The organism is Martinezella sp. CNPSo 3890, assembly GCF_057784455.1.
The window spans coordinates 23,775-41,655 of sequence record NZ_JBXSOR010000027.1 but is presented as its reverse complement, the minus strand read 5'-3'; the positions used below and the strand labels follow the sequence as shown (position 1 = coordinate 41,655).

Here is a 17,881-nt window from a genome sequence, read left to right as displayed (position 1 = left end):
ACGGTCCAGCGGGTCCAACTTCAAGCGCTCCGATGCGGCAGTGAAGCTCGAAGTGGCGGCCTGCAACGAAGTCATTATCTGGACCTGCGATGCAGAGCTGTTCCTGCCGTTTAGCTATATCCTGAAGACGGAAGGCTTTGTTCCCTCTTTGGCTTGCAGCGCCGAGGATGTTCTGGCTTCCTGCGCGAACCGCTTACCGTGTGCAGTCCTTTTCGATTGCACTCAAGAAGCCAAGGATGCCGTTTCCATATGCGGCGAAATCAAACGATCCACAACATATGACAACCACGTCCGCCTGATTGCGCTCTTGCGAAGCGAAGCGCAGCCGCTTCACCTGGCCTTGCTGCAAGCCGGTGTTGATGACTGCCTGTTCAGACCGCTTTCTCCGGAGAAGTTGCTGACATCTCTCAGACAGGCGGCGGGACAGGCTATGGAAACGGCCAACTCAAAAGGGATTGCCTCGCTGGCTTCTGCCGACTTGGAAGTCGACGTCGACAGTCGCCGAATACATTGCAACGGTCGCGACCTTGCGCTGCCACCCATCGAGTTCAATATTCTACGTCATCTAATGAAGAGGGAAGGGCAGCTCTGCAGCCGTTTCGAACTGATTGCTTCGGCTTGGCCGGCTTCCGCCGAAGTCGCGCCGCGAACGGTGGATGTTCACGTTGGCCGCCTCCGCAAGGCACTCGGGGAGTTGCCCGGATGTAGTGCTGCCATTCGCACCGTCCATGCAGCTGGCTATGTGTTCAAGCCACGGGGCCCGCGAAAGAGCAATTCAAGCACATCAGCATAGCCGCTTTGTTTGCATCCGGATTTTATTGATTCTTTCAATACAGTTTGATTCGGCCGCTGAGATGGTCATTCACCGCGCTTGAAAGCTCCGTAGCTTCTCGAAAATCTCCGGCGCGATCTCAAATTGCCGGGCCTTGCCGCGCCCCATGGAATTCTTCACGAACGTCTCCGTCAGGATCCCACGTTTCACCAGTGGCTCGATCGTCTCCGTCACGCCCATGCGCGTGAGCTTTGTAATTTCGACTATATTCGAGATAGTTAGCGCCTGGTGAGCTTGGTTCATGATGTAGAGAACACTCATCATACCGACCTGTTTCAGCCGCGATTGCGGTGTCTCGTCCTCCTGCGGATTATCCATGATCTCATGCAGGATGAAGGCTGCGAACGAAAGACTGTGCCACTGCGTGGTTAGGGTACTTGTCATCTTTTTAACTGCATTATATAAATCACTATAAATTACGACCGACGTTAGATTCGTCGCCGGACGGATCGTTGAATATCGCCACATTGAAGGATCATGCTGATGAAACGCCTTCTGGTTGGAACAGTCTTCGCCCTTGCCGGCTGCATCCCTTTATACCTCATTTCCGAGCGGCATGCGCGCGCCGATGATTGGGGATGTCAGGTTATCCTGTGCCTTTCCAATCCAGGTGGGCCTACACAATATGCCGCCTGCCGTCCCCCGATCAACAAGCTCTGGCAGGAGCTTGCCAAGGGGCATTCCTTTCCCACTTGCAGCGGTGTCGGCTTCCGGGCATCGCGTCCTGGTTACGAACCCTATTTCTGCAGTGGCAACTATCGTTTGACGACACGCTATGGCGAGCGCGGTCAACAGGAGACCTGCGTTTCGCGAACCATTTCCAAAGTTGACGGCGGTTATTGCGCTTCCGGCCGTGATGGTAGCGCTAGAGACGACGGGCTGGTGATATCGGCACGCTGGCAGCGGGATGGCCGGAACGTACAGTGCATGGGCTATCCGACGGCGCGGCCGAATGTGCGATCCGAGCCCCATTATGTCGATGTGACCATCGACGGCGTTGGAAACCAGCGGGTGTGGTACTGATCATGGCCGTCTCCTTCACCGATCTTGCCCAGACCTGTGCGCCGGCGATTGCCATCGAAACGCTTGCAGCGGTTGTCAGTCTCGAAAGCCAGTTCCAGCCTTTTGATATTCGCGTGCGAGGAAGTTCATCTCTCCATGAACAGCCAAAGAACAAAGCCGAAGCGGTCGAAACCGCAACGGTGCTGATGGCGGAGCATAAAGATGTCCAGCTAGGGCTTGGCGGCATTGGCATCGCCGAATTGCGCAAATTTGATCTCAGTATCGCGGATGCCTTCGATCCGTGCCTCAACCTCAAGGCAACGGCGACACTGCTCGATGGTTATTATCGTTTGGCCGTGCGCGGCGGCGCGACATTGCAACAGGCTGAGCGCGTGATGCTGCAATCCTACTACGGGCGCTCCGATCCTTCGGTCGGAAAGATGGCTCAGTATGACGATCAGGTCCAAAGCGAGGCCAAGCGGCTCTCGAAGACCCTGTCCACCATAGCGATAGGGCAGAGTGCGCGGCGGCCGACGGTTCCCCAATTCCAGACCAATGATCCGTCCTTGAACGGTGAGGAAAGGTCTTTGCCCGAACGGTCGGTGAAACCACCGTCTTGGGATGTCTTCCATGTAGCGCGGCAATCACCCGCGCTGGTCTTCCAAAATGATCAACCGGAGCAGTCTGAATGATGTCGAGGATCAATATTCGTGCATTTAGTGCCACCGTTGCGATGGCAACTGTTCTTTCGATCGCCATGATCGAGCCAGCCTTCGCGCAGAGCGCCGGCGGGATCGAGACGGTTCTGCAGAATATCGTCACCTTGCTCACCGGCAACGTCGCCAAGCTCCTGGCAACGATCGCCGTCATCATCGTCGGTATCGCCTGGATGTTCGGCTATCTCGATCTTCGCAAGGCCGCCTATGTTGTGCTTGGTATCGGCATTCTCTTTGGCGCCTCGCAGATCGTCAGCACGATTTCCGGGGGCTGAAGGCAATGGTGGAGAGGGTTTTGCTTGAGGAAGATACCCTGTTCCTGGCCTGCACTCGGCCGGCGATGATCGCCGGGGTGACGATGGAGGCCATGGGCGTCAACATTATGCTGACGACAATCCTCTACATTGTAGCTGGCTCGATTGCCTATGGGCTTGTCGGTGTGGTCTTTCATTTCATTTTTCGCTCACTCGTCAAGCATGACCACAACATGTTCCGCATTCTGCTGGCCTGGATCGAAACCCGCGGTCGTTCGCGCAACGGCGCCTATTGGAGGGGTGCTTCGCTGACGCCGTTGAGGCTGGTGCGACACTATGACGAAAGGGACCTTGGCCATGCCTAATGTGTCCCGTCTCAAATCCCGTGAACTCGAGCCGGAAACCTTCATCCCCTATGTCCGGCACGTGGACGAGACCGTGATCGCGCTCGATTCCAGGGCTTTGCTAGCGATGATCGCCGTGGAGGGCGTATCGTTCGAGACAATCGATCCTATCGATTTGAACAGTCTGCAGCGCGATCTCAACACGCTCTACCGCAACATTGCGGACGAGCGTCTTGCAATCTGGACCCACCTCATCCGCCGCCGCGATAACACTTATCCCGACGGTGGATTCACCAATCCCTTCTCGGCAGCTCTGAATGACAAATATCGCGAGCGGATGGTGAGAGAAGACCTATTTCGCAACGATCTCTATCTCTCCCTGCTTTGGCATCCCGGACGCGATCCAGCCGAACGGCTTGCAAGTCTGTTGCCACGTCTTCGCAACGCCCAACGAGCTACTGTCGAGCTCGATGAGGGCAGCTTGAAGCATTTGCGGGACAAGGTAACCGATGTCACTGCCGGACTGAGACGCTTCGGCCCCCGCGTGCTGTCGCTCTACGATCAGAACGGCATCCTGTTTTCCGAACCGAGCGAGGTGCTGCATCAGTTGATCGGCGGCCGCCGAGAACCGATCCCATTGACGGAAGGCAGGGTCTCCTCGGCGATCTATTCCGATCGTGTGATCTTCGGGCGGGAGACCGTCGAGATCCGCGATGAAGGGACAAGCCGTTATGCGGGCATGTTCGGTTTCAAGGAATATCCGGCGAGAACCCGCGGCGGTATGCTGGACGGCATTCTGACGGCACCTTTCGAGCTGATCCTCACCCAGTCCTTCGCGTTCAGGTCCAAAACCGATGCACGCACTATCATGGGCCGCAAGCAGAACCAAATGGTGAGTGCGCTCGACAAGGCAGCCTCCCAAATTGAAGAGCTTGATGCGGCAATGGACGAGCTGGAATCGAACCGTTTCGTGCTCGGCGAACACCATCTGACCCTCGGAGTCTTCGCTTCATCTGTCAAAGACCTTGCTGACAATCTTGCGAAGGTGCGCTCGCATCTGACCAATGGTGGCGCTGTCGTGGCGCGTGAGGATCTAGGGCTGGAAGCTGCATGGTGGGCACAATTGCCCGGTAATTTTCGGTATCGGGCCCGTTCCGGTGCAATCACCTCGCGGAATTTTGCAGCACTTTCTCCGTTTCATTCCTATCCCATGGGCAGGAAGGACGGCAACGAATGGGGACCAGCCGTCGCCATGCTGAAGACGGCGTCGGGCTCGCCGTTCTATTTCAATTTCCACTATGGTGATCTCGGCAACACCTTCGTCTGCGGTCCGTCGGGTGCTGGCAAGACGGTACTTCTCAATTTCATGCTATCGCAACTCGAAAAGCATGACCCGCACATGGTCTTCTTCGACAAGGATCGTGGCGCCGACCTCTTCGTCCGGGCTGCCGGCGGTACTTATTTGCCGCTGAAGAACGGGCTTCCCACCGGATGTGCACCGCTGAAAGCCTTAGAGCTGACACCGGAGAATAAGATATTCCTGGCACGATTTATCGCTAAGCTAGCCGGAGCGGTGGCGCGTGATTTTGCGGTCAGCGATGTCAGCGATATCGCGCTGGCGATCGATGGTCTTGCTGATCTGCCGAAAGAGCAGCGCACGATCGGCGCTTTGCGCACCTTTCTCAACAATACCGATCCGGAAGGGATCGCGGCGCGCCTGCGTCGGTGGGAAAGAGGCGGGCCGCTTGGTTGGGTCTTCGACAACGAGGCCGATGAGATCGGTATCGGCGCCAAATTTCTCGGATACGACATGACCGATTTCCTCGACAATGAGGAAATCCGCAATCCCTTGATGGCTTATCTTTTCCATCGGGTCGAACAGTTGATCGATGGCCGACGGATCATCATTGTTATCGACGAGTTCTGGAAGGCGCTACAGGACGAGAGCTTTCTTGATCTTGCCCAGAATAAGCTCAAGACCATTCGCAAGCAGAACGGCTTGATGCTCTTTGCCACGCAAAGCCCGCGAGACGCCATCAACTCACCGATCGCGCATACGATCATTGAGCAGTGCCCAACCCAGGTTTTCCTACCGAATTCCCGCGGTGATCGAGACGATTATGTCAGTGGCTTCAAGCTCACCGAACGCGAATTCGAGTTGGTTGCCCGCGAGCTCTCCGCCGAAAGCCGGCGCTTTATCGTTAAACAGGGTCACAACAGCGTTGTCGCCGAGCTCAATCTCAACGGTTTTGGCGACGAGCTCGCAATCCTCTCCGGGCGAACGGCAAACGTGGAACTTGCCGAGGCGATCCGGGCAGAGCTTGGCGATGACCGGGACGAATGGTTGCGGATATTCCAACAGACAAGGAGTGCAAGCTGATGGCGCAGAGCAGAATGATTCCCATGACAGCGATAGTACTGTTCCTTTCTTCGTATGCCGCCGACGCACAGGGTATCCCTGTTATCGACCAGACCGCGATTGCCAAGCAGATCGAAAGCATAACCCAACTGAAATCGCAGCTCGATGCGCTGAACCAGCAACTCCAGCAGGCCCAGCAGCTCTACGGTTCGCTAAACAAGCTGACCAACATGGCCGACGTCGCCAGCCTGTTGAACGATCCGGCGATCCGCAAGGCGTTGCCAGGGGACTTTTCTGCCGTCGAAAGCCTGCTCAGGGGTGCAGGTTCAGGCACGCTTGGCGATGCCGCGTCAAAGTTGTTGACCGACAATTCGACCTACAAAACGAGCGCTAACGACTTTTATGCTCAAGAACTGTCGCGTCTTCAGAACAAGAATGCTGGGCAGATGGGCCTCGGCCAGCAAATTTACGATACCGCGACCAAGCGGATCGACGGGATTGATCAATTACGTCGGCAAATCTCTTCGGCGAGCGATGCCAAGGACATCGCCGATCTGCAGGCGCGGCTGCAGGCCGAAACGGCCTTTCTCCAGACCGATATGCTCAGGATGCAGGCGTTGCAGATGGTGCAGCAGGCCGAGGTTCAGGTCGATGAACAGCGCAAGGCCGAGGATTGGCGCAAGCGCATGGATACGATGGGAGCGGCCCTTCAATGAAGTTTCTTGTTCTCCTCACACTCGGTGTCTCTTTGTTCGGCTGCTCGAAGCCCGAACGTATCTATTCGGTCGACGAGCTGATGGCTAACCAGACGCTGCTGTCGGATCTCATCGCCAAATGCAAAAGCAATCCCGGCGAGTTGCGAGCCACGCCGAACTGCGTAAATGCCGAGGCGGCGGATTGGAAATCCAGCCTGGAACGCATGGGCAAAGCGCTTGGAGGCTGAGGTATGTATCAAATCTTTGCCTTCGTCGATGGGCAGTTCAAGGCGCCGTTGGAGAACTTCATATCGTCAGGTACGTCTAATATCGCCAGCTGGGTCACCGGCCCATTGACGGCGGCATTGACACTTTATGTCATCCTCTACGGCTTCCTGATCCTGCGCGGATCAGTCCACGAACCGATCATGGATTTTGCCTTTCGGGCAATGAAGCTTGCTATCATCCTGATGTTGATCACGAATGCTGGCGAGTACCAGACTTACGTCGGCAGTATTTTCTTCGACACCTTGCCCAAGGAGATCTCACAGGCGTTGAACTCCGGTACGATACCAAGTGCCTCGACCTTCGACAGCCTGCTGGATAAAGGCCAGAAATGCGCGAAAGAGATCTGGTCGCGCGCCTCATGGGGTGTCGATATCGTTACCGGTCTCGGTGGCATGCTGGTCATCTTGGCAAGCTTCGTGGTTGCCGCGATCGGTTATATCGTCTCGCTTTATGCCCGCCTGGCGCTGGCAATCGTGCTCGCTATCGGCCCGATTTTCGTAGCGCTCGCCATGTTCCGCTCGACACGCCGCTTCACCGAGGCCTGGATCGGGCAACTCGCCAATTTCGTGATCCTGCAGGTACTGGTTGTGGCGGTTGGATCTCTACTTATTACCTGTATCGATTCCACCTTCACAGTGATCGAGAGCTACAGCGACGTACTCATGCGACCTGTTGCGCTCGGGGCCATTTGCCTTGCCTCCCTCTACGTCTTTTACCAGCTTCCAGGCATCGCCTCGGCACTTGCTGCGGGCGGGGCGTCGCTCACCTACGGCTATGGCGCGGCACGCGACGCCCATGAAGGCACGCTTGCCCGAGGTGCTACCTACATGGCGCGAGCGACCGGCCGGGGTGCACGTGCCGTTGGCCGCAGCTTTCGTTCCCAAAGAACTGGCTGATTTGGGACTTCAATCAAATAACAAGATGGCTGGTTCACGATGATCCGAATATTCGTGCTTTTCTGTGTGGCATCAACGCTCGGCGGCTGCGCGTCCCATTCCTATCCCCTGCCTAAATGCGACGGCTATTCGCGCCGGCCGCTCAATCGCGCCATGTGGCAATGGGACGGCGATAGTCGGTCCTCACTACAACCTCCTCATTCTTCACCGGCACGGTCCGGTGGCAAGCCACCTGCCTACGTCGAGGAAAAGCCGGATATCGTTTCCGCCGCCTTCGCGCATTTTGATGTCGGCCACTCCTATCGCCGATGCGGAGGGCCGCGGTGATGGTGACGACGGACAGTCTCAAGGAGTACTTCGATAAGGCCCGGCGCTTCGATCAGGACCGCATGATCCAGATGGAACGTTCGGCTCGGATTGCCTGGTTCGTAGCCACCGGAGCCGGCATTCTTGCGGCGATTTCGACCGTCGCAATCGCAGGTTTGACACCGCTAAAGACGGTCGAGCCTTTTGTCGTGAGGGTCGACAATTCCACCGGTATTGTCGACGTCGTTTCGGCACTCACGTCGACTGCTGGCACTTACGACGAAGCGGTGACCAAATATTTTGCCGCCCGCTATGTTCGTGCCCGCGAGGGTTATGTCTGGAGCGAGGCGGAGGAGAATTTTCGCACGGTCTCGCTACTCTCAACGGCGCCGGAACAGACCCGCTTTGCCGCAATTTATCGCGGTGGCAATCCGGATTCCCCGCAAAATATCTACGGTCGCGGCGCCACGTCACGGATCAACATCGTTTCCATCTCGCTGATCAACGCCAATGTCCTGTCTGTTCGCTATATGCGTACCATCACCCGCGATGAGGAGACCCATACGACCCATTGGGTGGCAACGCTTACCTTCTCCTATGTGAATGCTCCAATGTCCTCGACCGACCGGCTGATAAATCCGCTCGGCTTCGCCGTCAGCGACTATCGATCCGATCCGGAGGCCATCAATTGAAACATCTGAAACATCATTGTTTGATTGCACTGCTTCTGACTGCTGGCTGGCCATCGGCAGCCCTTGCACTGGAAACGCCGCGCGGCGCATCCCAAGACAGTCGGATCCGTTTCGTCGACTATCAGCCTTACAATATCACCAGGATCGTGGGCTCGCTGCGTTCCTCCGTCCAGGTGGAGTTTGCCGCCGACGAGGAAATCGCCCATGTAGCGCTTGGTAATACGGTCGCATGGGAAGTGGCGCCGGCCGGCAATATACTCTTCCTGAAGGCGCGAGAGAACCAGCCCGTCACGAACATCTCCGTGGTCACGACACGTCGTGACGGTTCGACGCGCAGTTACCAGATGGAGTTGACGGTCCGAGACGGTCCGGTTGCCGCCGGCCAGGACACTTACTTCTATGTCAAATATCGCTATCCAGCCGATGATGCCGAGCGCCGTCGTCGGGAGGCACTCGCGCAAACCCAGGCAGCACAAGCTGGACAAGCCGATACAGTGCTGGCTTTGCATGAGCAATATGGACCACGCAATTGGCGTTATTCAGCGCAGGGATCAGGAGCGTTGGAGCCGAACGCTGTTTATGACAACGGCAAGATCACGACCATCGCCTTTACCGGCAATCAGGAAATCCCGGCAATCTATATGGAAAACTCCGACGGCACCGAGAGCCTGGTACCTAAGTCGGTTTCCGGTGACCTCGTGCTCGTTCATGCGATCAGTCGCAAATTTATCCTGAGGCGGGGACGAGACGTGCTCTGCATCTTCAACGAAGCCTACGATCCGACGGGCGTCGATCCGAACACCAATACAACATCACCTTCGGTGGAGCGCGTCATGAAAGCGCAGGCCCCAAGCGCTGCAACAGGAGGAGCCCATGGCGGATGAGGCGGAATACCCTATCCCAGGTGAGCGCGCCGAGACGGATGTCAACCAGCGAACTGAGGGCCGTCCATTCCTGAAGCGCGGTGGCGTGGTTCTAGCTATGGTCGCCTTTGTTGCGTTTTCGCTGTGGTCGATGCGTGACCGGCAAAAGGCTGAGACGAAAGAGCCCGACCATGTCGTCATTCGCCAGACGGCTGACTTCGAGCCGGCGAAGGAAGAGGTAAAGCCGGCCACACCCCTTCCTGAGGTGTTGCTACCGACGCCTGCATCAAAGGAGCAGGTCACACCCGCTGAGGACACCTTGTTGGACTCCGCCCGGCGTGCGCCCGTCATGGCCTATAATGGACAGCAGTCATCATCGCAACGCCGCGACACAGCAGCCGCGATGTCGCAAGACCCCGGCTCCAATTACCTGCCCGTTCCTGGCAGCCTTGGGGGCGCCCAACCTGAAACCGAGGACCAGCGGTTCAACAGGATGTTGACGCCGACTCATCTGGAAGGATCACGCGCCGGCACGCTCGGCAACCGCGACTTCATTGTCGCTATGGGAACTTCCATTCCATGCGTGCTCGAGACGGCGCTCGCTTCCGATCAGCCGGGCTTCGCCAGCTGCGTCATCAATCGCGATGTTCTTTCCGACAACGGCCGCGTGGTCCTGATGGAGAAAGGAACTCAGATCGTCGGAGAATATCGAGGCGGCTTGAACCGGGGCCAGAAGCGCCTGTTCGTGCTTTGGAATCGCGCAAAGACGCCAAAAGGTGTGATTATTACACTCGCCTCGCCTGCGACCGACGCACTCGGGCGGGCGGGCATGGATGGCTATGTTGACACGCATTGGTGGGAGCGCTTCGGCAGTGCCATACTGCTCTCCATCGTCGGGGACGCGACGACCTATGCCGGCAGCCGGCTGCAGGATAGTGACGTTCAAGCGCAGAATACGGCGACGGCTGGCCAGCAGGCGGCAGCGATCGCCGTCGAGCAATCCATCAATATTGTGCCGACATTGACAAAGCATCAAGGCGAACTCGTCTCGATTTTTGTCGCCCGCGATCTCGATTTTTCCGACGTCTATAGCCTGCGTGTCACCGAACCCCGCAACAGGATCCTCGATCGCGCGGTATCGGGGGATTTCGGGCCTCGATCAACGCTCGTGACCAAGTAGGGCGGAAGATGGCGGAAGCTTCAGATGCTCGTGTGGTGCGTGAATTGCTTTTGCCATTGTCTCGCTTCCTGAAGGACACGTCGCTGTATGAGATCGTCGTTAACCGCCCAGGTGAAGTCCTGACCGAGGGAACGGAGGGATGGCGACGCCATGCGCTGCCGGATCTTAGCTTCGAGAAGCTCATGCGTCTGGCCCGGGCCATTGCAAGCTATTCGAACCAGGCAATCGACGAGGCCCGGCCAATCCTGTCGGCCACCTTGCCAGATGAAGAGCGGATTCAGATTGTTGTTCCGCCGGCAACGAGCAAGGGCACGGTCAGCGTCACGATCAGAAAGCCGTCGTCGGTGACGCTGACGTTGGATGATCTCGAAAGGGGTGAATTATTTTCCAATGTCTCCTCGTCGAACCGTCATAGCGAATCCTCAGATGCGAGATTGGACAAGATCCTCAAGGCAGGCGATTACGCGACGTTTCTGCGTGCGGCGGTTCTTGCGCGCAAGAACATTATCATCTCGGGGGCGACCGGATCGGGCAAGACCACCCTGTCGAAGGCATTGATCCGGCATATCCCGGAGCATGAGCGGATAATCTCGATCGAGGATACGCCGGAGCTAGTCATCTCGCAGCCCAATCACGTCAAGCTTTTCTATTCGAAAGGAGGGCAGGGGCTGGCGAAAATCAGCGCGAAAGATCTGCTCGAATCGTGCCTCAGGATGCGACCCGATCGCATTCTTCTACAGGAGCTGCGCGACGGCTCGGCCTTCTACTACATCCGCAATGTCAATTCAGGACATCCTGGATCGATCACAACGGTGCATGCCGATTCTGCGGCGCTGGCACTTGAGCAACTGACGTTGCTCGTAAAAGAGTCGGAGGGAGGTCGTGACCTTGAGCGCGGCGATATTCATGGTTTGCTGAAGGTCGCGGTCGATATCATTGTCCAGTGCAGGCGGATCGACGGGAAGTTTCGGGTGAGCGAGATTTACTTTGAGCCGTGATCGAGCGGAGAAATGACTAGTTCCTGCATTTTGGTTTGTTCGCTTCAGCCGAGGTTCCTTGTAAACGGAAAACAGGCCTAACCGATTTTCTAGAGCTTTCCTTTTCTTCGGGTTCAAGCGAACCGCCTCGCTCATCGGAAAACTGAGCTGAAAAATGGCCGATGTGAATGCGAATTCGGGTACGTGAGCGCTCTCCAGGGCCACACGCCGTCTTTCGTCGCGCAGCCTCGTAGTTGCCCGCAGGTTATCCGAAAAATATCGAGAGCATTGGCGTGCAAATACTTTAATTTCGCGGTGGCGAGCCGGTCGGTCGCAGCATCATCGACTTGGCAATGACGCTTTTAGTGTGTTGTTGAGCGAAAAGGCGATTTCGTCAGTCGCTTTGGGATTCTAATTAATTTTCTATAACGGCCTCCGTTATTAATCGATTTTCGATAAAAACTTACGGTTTCGATGAGGCTTATGCCCACTGTTAATCAATTTTCGATATGATTAATCGTATATAAGCGTTTTTCGATGCGAATAACTGATTTCCGATGTAAGCGATTTTCGATATTATGCCTCTAAAATAATCATCTTTCGATGGTGTAACTTGTTTTTCGATGAGGAAGGAAGTCGGCATGACAGCCAATCCCGCAAATCCAACGGTCTTCCAAGAACGTATTGTGCCAATGGATACGGTCCCCGTTGGGTATGCAGCTCTCGTTCAGAAATACGGAATTGCAGCCCCTGTTCGTCACCCCTCATGCGTCGCGAAGGGCTTCGTCTATGGCTCGAGGAGAGCACATGAGGATTGGACGATCTTCGACAAGCGCTTCGCTCCAGAGGACAGCTTGCTTGGACATCTATCTTTCGCATTGAGGCACGAGACGATCGATCTGTTGATCCTAAAAAAGCTATTTCACATCGTCCCCGCAAGTGAGATCGCAGCGCTGATCGAAGCCGAACCGACGAGCAGTGCGACGCGCAGGATCTGGTTTTTCTATGAATGGCTGACAGGTACGCGCCTTGACATTCCGGACGCGGAACGGGGGAACTATGTTGAAGCGCTTGACACCGCGAGCTACTTCACATCGTCCCCCGTGAATTCGCCCCGTCACCGCGTGCGAGACAATCTCCTTGGCACACCAGCATTCTGCCCCGTATTAAGGCGTACCGAATATCTCGTCGACACGGTCGCCCACCGCTGGGACGCTGAAGCCAAAGAGCTCATCGGAAAGATCGGAAAGGGGATCGTTACGCGCGCGGCAAGCTTTCTGCTTCTGTCGGATAGCCAGGCATCCTACCAGATCGAAGGCGAACGCCCGCCGCGAAGCCGCCTCGAGCGTTGGATGAGGGCTGTTGCTCAAGCGGGAAAGCGGCCGATCACAGTGGACGAACTCGTGCGCCTCCAGCACATTGTGATCGAGGAGAGCCGGTTCATCAAGCGCGGGCTGCGAGACGCCGGCGGCTTTATTGGCGATCGCGACTGGAACGACGATCCTCTCCCCGAATTCATTTCAGCCCGGCACGAAGACATTAGCGATCTGCTCGGAGGGATCATAGCCGCAGGAAGCAGGATGGCGGAGAGTGGGGTCGATGCCGTACTTCAAGCCTCGGTCATGGCCTTCGCCTTCGTCTTCGTCCATCCCTTCGAAGATGGAAACGGTCGCCTGCATCGGTACCTCATACACCATGTTCTGTCTGAGCGCGGATATACGCCCGCTGGCATGATTTTTCCCATTTCTTCCGTACTTCTTGAACGCCAGGAGGAGTATGGCGAGCGCCTGCGCGGTTACACCGGACCGCTGTTGCCCTTTATCGAATGGGTGCCGACACCGGAGAAAAACGTGAGTGTCCTCAACGACACTGCCGATCTCTACAGGTTCGGGGATTATACGAAGTTGACGGAATTTCTCTATGCTTGCGTCGTACAGACGATCAGGCATGACCTGCCAAATGAGATCGATCACCTCGCGCGCTTCGATGAAGCGAAGGGACGCATTCAGGATTTCCTTGAGATGCCGGACGGGATGATCTCCAGTCTCATCAATTTCATCCGTCAGAACGAGGGTACGCTTTCCAAGAAGCGGCGCAGTCGTGAATTCGAAAAGATGACGGACGAGGAGGTAACGTCAGCGGAAGCGGTGGTTCGCGACGCCTTCGACATCAGCCTATCGAATGAGGATGGCGCGCCCAAAGGCCCGCTCGGCTAGGCTCAGCCTTTCCAATAGGGCCAGCACGTCGATCGACGGTTCAAGCGGTAATGGGGGGCGGCACGAAGGCGCGCACGATTCGCCCGCTATAGGGGTCTCGACGAAGCGGCCTAGCCGAAGGTTAGAAGCTGAAACGGACATGTCCAATTACGAGAGTGCAGTGTTATTTAAGCAATTGGCTCCTGGCTTAAATAGGGGCTGAGCTAAGTTAAGCGCCCTTAAATGGCGGAGCGATACCATTTTGGGCGGGTAGCTGTGTCAGCGAATGGCTTCTTCGGGCTCAGCGGACGATGCTCAACCACCGATATGGAGGAAGGTATTCGATCGGCGTTTACAAGGTCTGCTAGACATCACCGCTTTGGCAGAGGGTGCATTTTCGGAACCGAATACTTCCTGCATGCGCAGGACGCGGATTTGTCGGGAACGATCCTGGCCCGATACGACATAGATCGAACGTTTTGTCGCCAATCGCGAAGAAGGGTGATCTCAAGGCGCTGAGTTTGCTTGTGATGAAATGTTGCCTAGATCATCCAACGATGAACTTGAATTCCGCCTCGCGTCAAAAACGACTTCTCGCCGGCAGCGTTCGAACTTTTCCACCACCAAACGCGCTAGTTTCTACGCTTTTCACGCGGGGGCCATCAGTCGCTCTTCGTGCGTCGTAGCTCGGCGGGTATGGACGGCTTTGGAGGCCTCGGTGCCCGACCTGAGAGATAGGTGACGAATTGTACCGGAGATATGGGTGGTAACACTTTCGGCTTTTTGGCGGGAGGTGTTGATGCCGTGGAGAGAGCCTTCGGTGATCGAGGAACCTCTACGCTCTGTCGCCCGGCTGCTGGAGGCGAAGGCATGAGCGATGTGTGCCGGGAGTTCGGGATCTCGCCCAAGGCCGACTACAAGGTTTTCAACCGCTACAAGGACGATGGCCTGGAGGCGCTGACGGATCGGTCACGGCGGCCTGTGCGCTATGCCAACCAGCTACCCGAAGCAGTCGTGCAACTATCATGCTCACGCTCTCACGGCCGCTTCTTGCCGTTCCCCTTTAGAGATCGTCAAATACTCCCCCTTCAGCCGCATGTGACACCAGCAGGCGAAGGCGGAGCTTGCGAAGGCCAGGCTTTCGCCGATCGCCAGGCGGTTGTTGGAGTTGCTGAGGAGCGTCAATGAGAAAAAGAAAAGGCAGGCGATATAGGCGTGCCATGCGGCGCGCGGAATAATGCCGGCCGTGCGGGCGCGCCAGACGGCGCGGATGAAGGTGGCGAGCATAAAGCCCATGATTGCCGCACCGAACAGGCCGTAACGTACTAGGATTTCCAGATAGCCGTTGTGCAGCAGCGTGTACTGAACATGCGAGTAGCGCGTCTCGGCCCAGCGTTCGAGCCACCGATTGCCCCAGCCGAAGATCGGCGCCGATGAAAAGACTTCCCAGCTGTTCGACCAGAGCTGCAGGCGTTCGTCCATCGACACCGGTGTATTGCTGGAGCTGATGGCGTTTGAAACCACGCCGCCCATCTCATGGCCATTGGCCACATTTTCGACCATGGAAAGGGCTGCCGATACAGTTGGGCCGGCCGTTTTGTCCAGATTGTGCCTGACGCCATAGATCCCTGCGATCAACAGGGCCGCGACGGCGATAATAATGATGGCACCGCTCCTCAGGCGCAGGTAGGTCAGCGTAATGAGCGCAAGGACAGGCAGTGTGATGCCGAGTGCCAGCCAGACGCCTTTCGACTTGGCACCGTAAATGGCGATGAAACAGAGCGCGAAGATGAAGGGCGACGCGATATAGGCGAAGCGGGCGATCCGGCGGTCGCTCGATTTGTTCGTTAGGTAATGCAACAGCCAGAATAGGGTGAAGATCACGATCATGCCGCAGGCGACGGCGCCGTGGATCTGGTTGTTCATAATCAGCGGGCGGATGGTTTCGCCGGCAAAGACCTCGCGCAGATGCTGAGTGGCGACCAGCATGACGAGCACCACGGCGAAATAGGCCGCGACGATCTTTTCCATCAGCTCTTCGTAGAGCAGGAAGGCGACGCCCATGATGGGGAAGAAGAAGGGGAAGGCATAGAGCCAATCCGAAGCGCCGATATCGTGCTGCGGCGTCAGCCAGAAGGTGATGAAGAAACGCGCCATGACATAGAAGGCCCAGCCCATGCAGAGCCAGCCGATCCAATCGGTGCGCGGCCGTATCGGCGCCTTCATATAGTAGTAGAGGGCGATCAGAGAGAGGAGCGCGGTGGCATACCGGTAGGCGTCGCTCTCGACGACGGTCGGCGAAGCGACAAGCAGCCAGAGAATGCCGCCGATGATGGCGAGCGGCTTCGTCATGTTGCTTCCTGCCTTCGTGACGCCGATCGGTTCGGCTGCAAGATCAGCATGCGGTTTGTTGATGCGCGAGTCGTCCAATGTCGTCATCCGCCTTTGTCCAGAATCGGTTCACCATCCGGCATTCCTCGCCCCGTCACGGGCCGTATGGTCGCAAAGGGGCAGGAATACGGCAATTTTCCCGCGCCGTTGTGTCACTGATGCCGATTTCGCTGATTGTTTGTCAATGAGCAACTCCGTCGCGCCGGACCACTTTCAATACCGTCAGGAAAATGATCTTCAGATCGAAAAGAAAGGAGCGTCGGTGCAGATAGTCCTCGTCCAGCGCCACCTTCTCGGGGATCGGCAGCTCGTCGCGGCCGTTGACCTGCGCCCAACCGGTCAAGCCCGGTAGCAAAGCGTCGACGCCACGTTCTGTGCGCAGTGCGACGAGATCGTGCTGGTTGAATAGCGCCGGGCGCGGGCCGACGATGCTCATCTCGCCTCTCAGGATGCACCAAAGCTGCGGCAACTCGTCGAGGCTCGACTTGCGCAGGAAGGAGCCGATCGGCGTCAGATAGATCTTGGGGTCCTTCAACAGATGGGTCGCAACCGCCGGCGTATCCGTACGCATGCTTCGAAATTTCGGCATGCGGAAGATCTTATTTTTCCGGCCGACCCGATCCGACCAATAGAGGATCGGACCAGGTGAGGTCAGACGCACTGCAAGTGCGACGATCAGGATCGGGATGAAAAAAACGATGGTCGCGGCTAGAGCGGCGAGAAAATCGAAAAGGCGCTTGGCGATCGTATAAAACATCGTCTCTTGTCGTTGCATCACCCTCTGTTCTGAGGGTGATCAAGGTCGTCAGTGTTCCGTCCATCTCATATCGCGATTTCAAGCACAACCAGTCCCGGCAAGATTCCCCGCCCTTGTTCTAAGCAGACATCCCGTGCAAAGCATGTCCTAATTAATCATGGTGCGGAAAAGTGGAGGCAGCTGGCGGATGATCCTGGTGACGGGTGCGACGGGTTTTGTCGGACAAGCTCTGTGCACGGAGCTTTCCCGCCGGCGAATGGAGTATCGGCCGGTCAGCCGCAACTTCCGCCCAGGCTTCGTCGCCATCGGGACGATGGATCGTGATACGGATTGGACCGATGCGCTTGCCGGCGTCGATGTCGTCATGCATCTGGCGGCCCGCGTCCATGTCATGAACGAGAGCGCCGCCGATCCCTTGGCTGCGTTCCGAGCCGTCAATGTCGATGCGACCGTCAACCTGGCGCGACAAGCCGCGGCCGCGAGCGTAAAACGCTTCGTCTTCCTGAGCTCGATCAAGGTCAATGGCGAGGAGACGGCGGAGGGGGAGCCTTTCAAGGCTTCCGATATACCGAATCCGGAAGATGCCTACGGCCGCTCGAAACTGGAGGCGGAGGAGGCCTTGCTCGCGATATCAGCGGAAACGGGCATGGAGGTCGTCATCATCCGGCCGCCGCTCGTCTATGGTCCCGGCGTTAAGGCGAATTTCGCAAGCTTGATGAGGTGGGCTGCGCGGCCGTTTCCCTGGCCGTTTGGGGCGGTTCGAAACCGCAGGTCGCTCGTTTATATCGGCAATCTCGTCGATTTCATGCTGCTCTGCGCCAGCCACTCTGCCGTCAGTAATCGTGTATTCCTGGTCAGCGATGGCGAAGATCTTTCGATTGGCCAGCTGATCTCCAAACTATCTCTGGCTGCAGGGCGCAAGGCTTGGATACTACCGCTGCCGCCTGCGCTGCTTGAGGGACTTGCCGCAATTCTGGCACGTCGAGCCGCCGCGCGGCGATTGCTTAGCTCGCTTCAGGTCGATATTGGCGAGACGCGGGCGCTCACCGGCTGGTCGCCGCCTTACTCCGTCGAAGAAGGGTTGGCGGCAACGGTCGCCGGCGGGGATAAAGGCGCGCTGAGCTAGCGTTTCAG

19 protein-coding genes and 1 pseudogene are annotated in these 17,881 nt (G+C 57.0%); 17 read left to right on the top strand and 3 right to left on the bottom strand.

The window, feature by feature from the left end; all coding sequences use genetic code 11:
• Nucleotides 1–40 precede the first annotated feature (40 nt).
• Complete coding sequence (locus tag AC13RC_RS32565) at nt 41–793, top strand: winged helix-turn-helix transcriptional regulator (RefSeq protein ID WP_488559643.1); 753 nt, start codon at nt 41–43, stop codon at nt 791–793.
• A 69-nt stretch (nt 794–862) separates the two neighbouring features.
• On the opposite strand, the gene AC13RC_RS32560 is transcribed toward AC13RC_RS32565, so the two are convergent.
• Entirely contained in the window at nt 863–1,216 is a 354-nt protein-coding gene (locus AC13RC_RS32560) for a helix-turn-helix domain-containing protein (protein ID WP_095436095.1), read from the bottom strand.
• Nucleotides 1,217–1,315: 99 nt separating this feature from the next.
• On the opposite strand from AC13RC_RS32560, the gene AC13RC_RS32555 reads away from it, so the two are divergent.
• The 15 genes and pseudogenes from AC13RC_RS32555 to AC13RC_RS32485 form a co-directional block, all read left to right on the top strand.
• Nucleotides 1,316–1,855, top strand: coding sequence for a hypothetical protein (locus tag AC13RC_RS32555; RefSeq protein WP_488559642.1), 540 nt, complete (start codon nt 1,316–1,318; stop codon nt 1,853–1,855).
• Nucleotides 1,856–1,857: 2 nt separating this feature from the next.
• Nucleotides 1,858–2,526 (top strand): lytic transglycosylase domain-containing protein, encoded by a 669-nt coding sequence (locus AC13RC_RS32550; RefSeq protein WP_145321870.1) that lies wholly within the window; start codon nt 1,858–1,860, stop codon nt 2,524–2,526.
• Nucleotides 2,523–2,825 (top strand): TrbC/VirB2 family type IV secretion system protein, encoded by a 303-nt coding sequence (locus AC13RC_RS32545; RefSeq protein WP_145321873.1) that lies wholly within the window; start codon nt 2,523–2,525, stop codon nt 2,823–2,825. The genes AC13RC_RS32550 and AC13RC_RS32545 overlap by 4 nt, the downstream gene beginning before the upstream one ends.
• 5 nt (nt 2,826–2,830) lie before the next feature.
• A complete protein-coding gene (locus AC13RC_RS32540; RefSeq protein ID WP_113367162.1) occupies nt 2,831–3,169 on the top strand; it encodes a VirB3 family type IV secretion system protein in 339 nt (112 codons plus the stop codon).
• Nucleotides 3,162–5,528: a VirB4 family type IV secretion/conjugal transfer ATPase gene (locus AC13RC_RS32535; RefSeq protein WP_488559641.1), complete on the top strand. Its 2,367-nt coding sequence runs from the start codon at nt 3,162–3,164 to the stop codon at nt 5,526–5,528. The genes AC13RC_RS32540 and AC13RC_RS32535 overlap by 8 nt, the downstream gene beginning before the upstream one ends.
• Entirely contained in the window at nt 5,528–6,223 is a 696-nt protein-coding gene (gene virB5 / locus AC13RC_RS32530; RefSeq protein ID WP_488559640.1) for a P-type DNA transfer protein VirB5, read from the top strand. The genes AC13RC_RS32535 and virB5 overlap by 1 nt, the downstream gene beginning before the upstream one ends.
• On the top strand, nt 6,220–6,450 hold the full coding sequence (locus AC13RC_RS32525; RefSeq protein ID WP_488559639.1) for an EexN family lipoprotein: 231 nt from the start codon (nt 6,220–6,222) through the stop codon (nt 6,448–6,450). The genes virB5 and AC13RC_RS32525 overlap by 4 nt, the downstream gene beginning before the upstream one ends.
• Before the next feature lie 3 nt (nt 6,451–6,453).
• The gene (locus tag AC13RC_RS32520) at nt 6,454–7,386 is read left to right on the top strand and encodes a type IV secretion system protein (protein ID WP_183809536.1); all 933 of its coding nucleotides are present in this window, start codon (nt 6,454–6,456) and stop codon (nt 7,384–7,386) included.
• Nucleotides 7,387–7,425: 39 nt separating this feature from the next.
• Nucleotides 7,426–7,713, top strand: coding sequence for a hypothetical protein (locus AC13RC_RS32515; RefSeq protein WP_113389755.1), 288 nt, complete (start codon nt 7,426–7,428; stop codon nt 7,711–7,713).
• On the top strand, nt 7,713–8,384 hold the full coding sequence (locus tag AC13RC_RS32510) for a VirB8 family type IV secretion system protein (protein ID WP_152095833.1): 672 nt from the start codon (nt 7,713–7,715) through the stop codon (nt 8,382–8,384). The genes AC13RC_RS32515 and AC13RC_RS32510 overlap by 1 nt, the downstream gene beginning before the upstream one ends.
• 5 nt (nt 8,385–8,389) lie before the next feature.
• Complete coding sequence (virB9, locus tag AC13RC_RS32505) at nt 8,390–9,268, top strand: P-type conjugative transfer protein VirB9 (RefSeq protein ID WP_472517190.1); 879 nt, start codon at nt 8,390–8,392, stop codon at nt 9,266–9,268.
• Nucleotides 9,258–10,427: a type IV secretion system protein VirB10 gene (gene virB10, locus AC13RC_RS32500; protein WP_113389758.1), complete on the top strand. Its 1,170-nt coding sequence runs from the start codon at nt 9,258–9,260 to the stop codon at nt 10,425–10,427. Before virB9 ends, virB10 begins: the two co-directional genes overlap by 11 nt.
• A gap of 8 nt (nt 10,428–10,435) precedes the next feature.
• Nucleotides 10,436–11,425, top strand: a complete 990-nt coding sequence (gene virB11 / locus AC13RC_RS32495) for a P-type DNA transfer ATPase VirB11 (RefSeq protein WP_113352757.1) — start codon at nt 10,436–10,438, stop codon at nt 11,423–11,425.
• Between the two features lie 620 nt (nt 11,426–12,045).
• Nucleotides 12,046–13,620, top strand: coding sequence for a Fic family protein (locus tag AC13RC_RS32490; RefSeq protein WP_113367170.1), 1,575 nt, complete (start codon nt 12,046–12,048; stop codon nt 13,618–13,620).
• A 778-nt stretch (nt 13,621–14,398) separates the two neighbouring features.
• Nucleotides 14,399–14,613 (top strand): annotated as a pseudogene (locus AC13RC_RS32485) (helix-turn-helix domain-containing protein); the annotation flags it as partial.
• A 15-nt stretch (nt 14,614–14,628) separates the two neighbouring features.
• On the opposite strand, the gene AC13RC_RS32480 reads toward AC13RC_RS32485, so the two are convergent.
• Nucleotides 14,629–16,038: an O-antigen ligase family protein gene (locus tag AC13RC_RS32480; RefSeq protein WP_113352756.1), complete on the bottom strand. Its 1,410-nt coding sequence runs from the start codon at nt 16,036–16,038 to the stop codon at nt 14,629–14,631.
• Nucleotides 16,039–16,171: 133 nt separating this feature from the next.
• Nucleotides 16,172–16,747, bottom strand: coding sequence for a sugar transferase (locus AC13RC_RS32475; protein ID WP_113352755.1), 576 nt, complete (start codon nt 16,745–16,747; stop codon nt 16,172–16,174).
• A gap of 187 nt (nt 16,748–16,934) precedes the next feature.
• Between AC13RC_RS32475 and AC13RC_RS32470 the strand changes: the two genes are divergently transcribed.
• Nucleotides 16,935–17,873 carry a UDP-glucose 4-epimerase family protein gene (locus AC13RC_RS32470; protein WP_488559638.1) on the top strand — a complete coding sequence of 313 codons (939 nt, stop codon included), beginning with the start codon at nt 16,935–16,937 and terminating at the stop codon, nt 17,871–17,873.
• Nucleotides 17,874–17,881 lie beyond the last annotated feature (8 nt).